9 protein-coding genes are annotated in these 6724 nt (G+C 53.5%); 8 read left to right on the forward strand and 1 reads right to left on the reverse strand.

Annotation, left to right across the window (positions count from 1 at the left end; all coding sequences use genetic code 11):
* From LBJ25_07450 to recR, 8 genes are all read left to right on the forward strand, one after another.
* Nucleotides 1-354: hypothetical protein (locus tag LBJ25_07450; protein MDR1453789.1), on the forward strand; the 354-nt coding region annotated here is incomplete at its 5' end.
* A gap of 14 nt (nucleotides 355-368) precedes the next feature.
* Nucleotides 369-1469, forward strand: coding sequence for a tRNA guanosine(34) transglycosylase Tgt (gene tgt / locus LBJ25_07455; GenBank protein ID MDR1453790.1), 1101 nt, complete (start codon nucleotides 369-371; stop codon nucleotides 1467-1469).
* Between the two features lie 17 nt (nucleotides 1470-1486).
* Nucleotides 1487-2845: a protein translocase subunit SecD gene (gene secD / locus LBJ25_07460; GenBank protein MDR1453791.1), complete on the forward strand. Its 1359-nt coding sequence runs from the start codon at nucleotides 1487-1489 to the stop codon at nucleotides 2843-2845.
* On the forward strand, nucleotides 2846-3721 hold the full coding sequence (secF, locus tag LBJ25_07465) for a protein translocase subunit SecF (protein ID MDR1453792.1): 876 nt from the start codon (nucleotides 2846-2848) through the stop codon (nucleotides 3719-3721).
* Nucleotides 3722-3726: 5 nt separating this feature from the next.
* The gene (locus LBJ25_07470; protein ID MDR1453793.1) at nucleotides 3727-4260 is read left to right on the forward strand and encodes an HAD hydrolase-like protein; all 534 of its coding nucleotides are present in this window, start codon (nucleotides 3727-3729) and stop codon (nucleotides 4258-4260) included.
* A 2-nt stretch (nucleotides 4261-4262) separates the two neighbouring features.
* Entirely contained in the window at nucleotides 4263-4712 is a 450-nt protein-coding gene (locus tag LBJ25_07475; GenBank protein ID MDR1453794.1) for a hypothetical protein, read from the forward strand.
* A 17-nt stretch (nucleotides 4713-4729) separates the two neighbouring features.
* On the forward strand, nucleotides 4730-5050 hold the full coding sequence (locus LBJ25_07480) for a YbaB/EbfC family nucleoid-associated protein (GenBank protein ID MDR1453795.1): 321 nt from the start codon (nucleotides 4730-4732) through the stop codon (nucleotides 5048-5050).
* Entirely contained in the window at nucleotides 5050-5640 is a 591-nt protein-coding gene (gene recR / locus LBJ25_07485) for a recombination mediator RecR (protein MDR1453796.1), read from the forward strand. The genes LBJ25_07480 and recR overlap by 1 nt, the downstream gene beginning before the upstream one ends.
* A 3-nt stretch (nucleotides 5641-5643) precedes the next feature.
* Here recR and LBJ25_07490 read toward each other — a convergent pair whose 3' ends face one another.
* The gene (locus tag LBJ25_07490) at nucleotides 5644-6597 is read right to left on the reverse strand and encodes a ribose-phosphate pyrophosphokinase (GenBank protein ID MDR1453797.1); all 954 of its coding nucleotides are present in this window, start codon (nucleotides 6595-6597) and stop codon (nucleotides 5644-5646) included.
* Nucleotides 6598-6724: the final 127 nt, after the last annotated feature.

Below are 6724 nucleotides of genomic sequence, written 5' to 3' on the forward strand. Positions count from 1 at the left end.
AATCTAGACCGTGATCGTGAAAAGTGGAATGAAATTACAAAAAAACGCGCCGAGGCCGGGCGGCTAGGTGGGATACGGACACAAACAAATAACCAAAACCAAGCAAATCAAGCTGATAATGATATTGAGAATGAGAGTGAGATAAACACACCCGCGCTTGCGGAAATCGAAAAATACTTTTTGGACAGTAGGTATCGGGCTAGCGCTGTTAAGTTTTTTAAGCATTACCAGGCAATGGGTTGGAAAAAAAACGGTGCCCCCATAGAGGACTGGAAAGCTCTTGCTGATCTTTATTTGCCGCGCCGCGTTTTGCGTTGTGCCAGCACTGTTAAGACAGCCTTTTTATTAGTATAATTTTTGCTTAATTTATGAAATTTACCGTCATCCATAAATCCGCCCGTTCCTCCGCCCGCGCCGGTCTGCTGGAAACGGCGCACGGCATCATTGAGACGCCGGTTTTTATGCCGGTAGGCACGCTGGGCACGGTGAAAGCGCTGACGCCGGATCTGGTGGCGGAGCAGGGCGCGCGGATTGTTTTGAGCAACACCTATCATTTGTTTTTGCGGCCGGGCGCGGACTTGATCGCCCGGGCCGGCGGTCTGCATAAATTTATGCATTGGGAGAAACCGATCCTGACCGACTCCGGCGGCTTTCAGGTTTTTTCACTGGCCAAACTGTGCCGGATAACTGGGGACGGCGTGGAATTCCGCTCACCGCTCGACGGCGGCGCCAAACATAAATTTACGCCGGAGCTGGTGGTAGATATTCAGCGCCAGCTTGGCTCGGACATAATGATGCCGCTGGATGTTTGTTCGCCGCATACCGCCGCCAAAAAAAAAGTTGCTGAGGATCTGCGCCTGACGCTGGACTGGGAAAAACGCGCGCAGGATCATTTTGCCCGGACAGCCAGCGCGGCCGGGGCCTCCGGCCAGCCAGCCGAGCAGACCCTCTTCGCTATTGTGCAGGGCGGCCTGCACGAGGATTTGCGCCGGGCAGCGGCGGAATATTTGCGCGGTTTAAATTTCGCGGGTTACGCGATTGGCGGCGTCTCGGTGGGCGAGCCGGAGGCCGACCTTTACCGCATTGCGGCTTACACGGCCGGTTTGCTGCCGCCGGACAAGCCGCGTTATTTGATGGGTGTCGGCCTGCCGCAAAATTTATTACAATGTGTGCCTTTTGGCATCGACATGTTTGACGCCGTGCTGCCGACCCGTCTGGCGCGGCATAATACTTTTTTTGCGCCGGACGGTCTGGAGAGCATTCTCAACGCGCGCTACGCTGCGGATCTGGCGCCACTGGTCGAGACCTGCGCCTGCTACGCCTGCCGAAATTTTTCCCGCGCCTATATCCGGCATCTGGCGCAGGCCAGAGAAATTTTGGCCATAGTATTACTCACTATTCATAATATTCGTTATTTGGTAAACTTAACGCGGGATCTGCGCCGGAAAATTTTAAATGACGAAATTTAAGAGGGCTGGGTGACCGGATGAATAAAACAGTTTTAAATAAAATTTTATTTTCCTTGATTTTGGTGGTTTTTCTGGCGGCCTTGTGGATAATCTCGCCAACCCTGACGCCGAGTTTAAAGATCAAACTTGGTCTGGATTTACAGGGCGGCACAAGCGTGGTTTTGCGCGCCAAGCCGACGGCGGAGATAAAAGCGATCACTCCCGATGTGCTGAACGGCATAATCAGTGTGATCGAGAACCGGATCAACGGTCTGGGTGTGGCCGAGACCGCTGTTTACTCGCGGGGCGGCGATCAGGTGGTAGTGGAAATCCCCGGCGCCAGCGCTGCGGAAAACGCCCGGATCCTGGCGCTGATCAGATCCACCGCCTTGTTGGAATTCCGCGAAGCGGAATGGGTGCCCGGCGACCTCTCACTGCTTGCGGAAAAAGAACGCCAGGATTTTTTAGGTGACGGCGAGCTGGCCGTTGTGCCGCGCTACAATAACAGAGGTGAACTGGCGCAGGAAGATCAGATTATTCTGCGCCGCACGGTGATGGCCGGTAACGACCTCAAGGCGGTCAATCCTTCGACCGATGAATTTGGCCGGCCGGTGGTGTCTCTGGAATTCAATACGGAAGGCGCGCGTAAATTTTACACGGCCACCCTGCGTTCGGTAGGCCGGCCTCTGGCTATCCTGCTGGACGGCAAAATTATTTCCGCGCCCAATGTCAATGAGCCGATTTCCGGCGGTCGCGCGCAGATCTCCGGCTCGTTCAGCGTTTCGGAAATGCAGGATTTGGTGATCAAATTGCGTGCCGGTTCTCTGCCCGTGCCGATCGAAGTGCTGAATAACGAAGTGGTCGGCCCCACTCTCGGCAAGGACGCTATTGACCAGTCGAAATTTGCCGGAGCGCTCGCGCTGCTCTTGGTGGCGGCCGCCATGCTTTTGGTTTACCGGCTCAACGGCCTGCTGGCGGATCTGGCTTTGCTGGTTTACATTGCGCTGGTCATAGCGACGCTGATCCTGCTGAACGCCACCCTGACGCTGCCCGGCATTGCCGGTCTGATCCTGTCGGTCGGCATGGCTGTCGACGCCAATGTTATCATTTACGAGCGGCTCAAAGAAGAATTACGCGACGGTCTGCCGCTGTTTTCCGCGATCGACAACGCTTTTAATAAATCTTTCTCGGCGATTTTGGACGGTAATGTGACGACGATTATTGCGGCGGTTTTCCTGTACTGGCAGGGCACCAAAGCGATCCAGAGTTTTGCCGTGACTTTATTTGTCGGCACGCTGTTCTCTATGTTTACGGCGTTGGTTGTGACCAGATTGTTTATGCAAAATCTTTACCAACTGAAATTTTTGCAGCCCAAGACGCGGAAAGAGGAGGCTTAAATGAGCTTTGTAAAATTAAGCAAATTATGGTTTGCGCTGGGCGGTTTATGTATAACCATCAGTCTGGCTGTTTTGGTTTTTAATTGGCGGACAACCGGACAGTTTTTTAATTTTGGCATTGATTTTACCGGCGGTACGGTGTGGGTTATCCGGTTTGAGCAGCCAGTCGCGCTGGCGGAGCTGCGCGCCAAATTGGGCGGCGAACGGGCGGATATCACTACTATTAAAGCGCAAAATTCCGCCGCGGAAGATTTTCGGCTGAAAACCAGCGAGTTGTCTGATGAACAGCGCGAGCAGTTTACCACTGTTTTGCGGGAAAATTTCGGGGCTTACGAAATTTTGAGTTTTGAAAACATCGGCGCGTCAGCCGGCAGCGATCTGGCCAAACAAGCGCTGGTTTTAACCGTTTTGGTTTTGTCCGGTATGCTGATTTACATTACTTTCCGCTTTGAGTTTTGGACCGGACTGACGGCCGTGCTCTGTTTGCTGCACGATGTGCTGGTGACGCTGGGCGCGGTGTCTTTGCTGCGGCTGGATTTTAATCTCTCGATGATCGCGGCGATCTTGACTATCGTTGGCTACTCGATCAACGCCACGATCATTATTTTTGACCGGATGCGCGAAAATCTGCAGTCCGAACAGTCTCAACGGCAGCCGGATTTTGCGGCGGTGGCCGACGCTTCTCTGCGCAGTGTGCTGGGGCGCTGCGTGATGACTTCATTTACGACTATGCTGGCCGTGCTGGCGGTTTATATTTTTGGCGGCGCCAGTATCAAGGGTTTTGCCCTGACGATGTTCATCGGTTTTGCCGCGGGCGCTTATTCATCGATATTTTTGGCGGTGCCGCTGTATGCCTTGTTTAGAAAAGCCGCTTGAGCGTTATGCCTTTGGCCTTAAAAGAAACACTGCGGGAATTCCTGACTCCGGAAGAATATCTCGATGATCTTTTTGCGCTCAATCTGCAGGGGCTGGCCGCCCGCGGCCTAAAATTACTGCTGATCGATGTGGACAATACTGTGCTGCCGCCGGACAGCGCGGAGCCGTCTTTGCGGGCGGTTTACTGGTTTGAGCAGCTGAAAAATTATTCTTTCCAGACCGTTTTGATTTCCGGCAGTTTAGACCGCGCGCGGCTGGCGAAGATTTCCGCCGCTTTGCACGCGCCGGTTTATTACGCTCTGCTCAAGCCTTTTTTGAGCGGCTTTAGAGCTGTGCTGGCTGAGTACGGCGCGCGCCCGGAGGAATGTGCCCTGGTCGGCGACGCGCTCTGGTCAGACATTTTGCCGGCCAAATTTTTGGGTTTTTACGCGGTGCTGGTTAAAAACTGCGATCAGCCGGTTATAATTGAACAGCGCGTGAGTTTGCTGCGGCGGACGCGCGCGGCGTTTTTAGAAAAACTGATCCAAAGGCAGGTGTAGATTTGCGCGGTTTGGTTTTTTTGCTGGTTTTGGCGGTGGCGCTGGACAGCGCAGCGGCGCTGGAAGTCAAAGGGCCGCAGGAGCTGGTGCGTCTGCCGCGCGGCGGCAGCGCGCAGCACACTGTCCTGTTGAACAATCCGACCGACCGGCCAGAAAAAATAACGGTTTCTTATTATCTGGAGCAGTGTCCGGACGCCGGAGCGCAGCGCGATTATCTGCAAATGCTGGACAGCCTCCAGCAAAAAGCCGCGGTGCAGCTCGAGCCGAATTCTTTTCAGGAATATTCCTGGACTATTCAGACCGCTGAGCACACGGCGCTGGGACGCTATCTGTTTTGGGTGGTTTTTACGCGCGATACTTATACCCAGAGCAGCGCGGAAAGCGTTTTTGTGGTGCAGGAGGCCAGTTCTTTTCCGCTGCGCGTGGAATGTCTGGCGCCGGTAATAAATTAAAAACAGGAGGTAAATTTATGTTTGGCGGATTGGGCGATATGGCTGGTATGCTAAAAAAAGTCGGCGAGATGAAAGCGAAAATGGCCGCGGCGGAAAAAGAATTGCAAAATACGGTGGTCAAGGAAATTTCGGCGGATGGCGCGCTGGAGGTGGAGATCACCGGCAAAATGAAACTGAAAAGCGTCAGGCTGCTGAAAGATTTCGCGGCTGCTGACCGCGCCAAAATCGAAAAGATCATTTACGAAGTTTTTAACAAAGCGCTGGAGCGGGTTGGCCAGACCGCCCAGCAAAAACTTTCCGCGGTGACCGGCGGGCTGAAAATTCCCGGACTGCTGTAATGGGGCCGCTCGACGAACTGGCCAAATATTTTCAAAAAATGCCGTCGGTTGGCGCGCGCTTAAGCGCGCGGCTGGCTTTTTTTATTTTGAGCCAGTCGCCGGGCTGGGTAGATGGTTTTGCGCAGGCGCTGCAGGCGGTCAAAAAAAATGTCCGGTATTGTTCCGAATGTCACAATATCACGCTGCAGGATCCCTGCGAGATTTGCCGCGATCAGACGCGCGACCGCGCTCTGCTCTGCGTGGTGGCCGAGCCGCGCGACAGCCAGGCCATCGAAAAGATCGGCTACAAGGGGCTGTACCATATTCTCGGCGGACTGCTTTCGCCGCTGGACAACATCACACCGGAAGTTCTGCGCATCGAGGAATTGGTGCGGAAAATCCAGAACGGTTCTTTTCAGGAAGTGTTTTTTGCGCTCGACCCGACTGTGGAAGGCGAAGCGACGATCATGTATATCTCTGAGCTGCTCAAAGGCTGTGCGGTAAAATTAACGCGTCTGGCTTACGGCCTCTCCACCGGCGCCAATATCGATTATACCGACGAGTTGACCCTGACCCGCGCTTACGAAGGCCGCGTGGCAATTGTTAATTAATTATTAAATATCGTAAAGCTCGCTGATGCTGGCGTGCCGGTGATTGCGCTTGACTGTCTCGGCAAAGAGCGGCGCGATATCAATATTCGATAAATTGTTGATCTTTTTGGCTTTGTCCAGCGGAATAGTGTTGGTTACCACGACTTCTTTGAAAGCGCAGGCGTTCAGCCGCTCGGCCGCCGGTCCGGAAAACACCGCGTGTGTGGCCGCCGCATAGACTTCCTGGGCGCCCTGACTGGTCAAAACGCTATAAGCGTTTTGGATCGAGCCAGCTGTGTCGATGATGTCATCAAATAAAATGCATTTTTTGCCCTGGACTTTGCCGATGACGTGCAGGATCTCCGAGACATTGTGCTCGGGGCGGGATTTATGCAGGATCGCCAGATCAACCTCGAGTTTGTCGGCGAGTTTTTTACAAGCCTTGGCGCGGCCGGTGTCCGGTGACACCACGACGTAATCTTTGTTTTTCTCGCCGATAATGCCGCGGAAATATTTGACGAATAAGACCAGTGAATTTAAATGGTCGACCGGCACGTTGAAAAAACCCTGGATCTGATCAGCGTGCAGATCCATGGTAATAATGCGGTCAATGCCGGCGGCCTCCAGCAGATTGGCGATCAGCCGGCCGGTGATCGGCTCGCGCGACGCGGATTTTTTGTCCTGACGGCTGTAGGGAAAATGCGGAATGATGACATTGATCGAGCTGGCCGAAGCGCGCTTGCAGGAGTCGATGGCGATGAGCAGCTCCATGACGTCGTTATTTACATCGGCGGTGGAAGTCTGCACCAGATAAACTTCATGTCCGCGGATATTTTCCAAAATGCGGGTGTACAATTCGCCGCAGCTGAATTTGGAGCGTTTGATCTGCCCGCGCGCGATACCGAGCAGGTCAGATATTTTGTCGGCCATTTCCGGATGCGAACTCAAAGGAAAAACGCGCAACTCTCCATTACTCATGGCTGTATCTTATACCGCCGCGCGGATTTTGTAAAATTAATGCGGCGGTTTGCGTTGTAAAACCGGCGCAAACACCGGCAAAAATCGATGCATTTCAAGGGTATATTTTGCCGATATATGGGTAATT

It is taken from the genome of Candidatus Margulisiibacteriota bacterium (assembly GCA_031268855.1).
Taxonomy (GTDB): Bacteria; Margulisbacteria; Termititenacia; order Termititenacales; family Termititenacaceae; genus Termititenax.

Bases quoted from the DNA above. Each gene is read 5' to 3' on its own strand.
- LBJ25_07490 (MDR1453797.1), bottom strand. From the start codon at position 6,597: ATGAGTAATGGAGAGTTGCGCGTTTTTCCTTTGAGTTCGCATCCGGAA.
- LBJ25_07480 (MDR1453795.1), top strand. From the start codon at position 4,730: ATGTTTGGCGGATTGGGCGATATGGCTGGTATGCTAAAAAAAGTCGGC.
- LBJ25_07470 (MDR1453793.1), top strand. From the start codon at position 3,727: ATGCCTTTGGCCTTAAAAGAAACACTGCGGGAATTCCTGACTCCGGAA.
- tgt (MDR1453790.1), top strand. From the start codon at position 369: ATGAAATTTACCGTCATCCATAAATCCGCCCGTTCCTCCGCCCGCGCC.
- secD (MDR1453791.1), top strand. From the start codon at position 1,487: ATGAATAAAACAGTTTTAAATAAAATTTTATTTTCCTTGATTTTGGTG.
- recR (MDR1453796.1), top strand. From the start codon at position 5,050: ATGGGGCCGCTCGACGAACTGGCCAAATATTTTCAAAAAATGCCGTCG.
- secF (MDR1453792.1), top strand. From the start codon at position 2,846: ATGAGCTTTGTAAAATTAAGCAAATTATGGTTTGCGCTGGGCGGTTTA.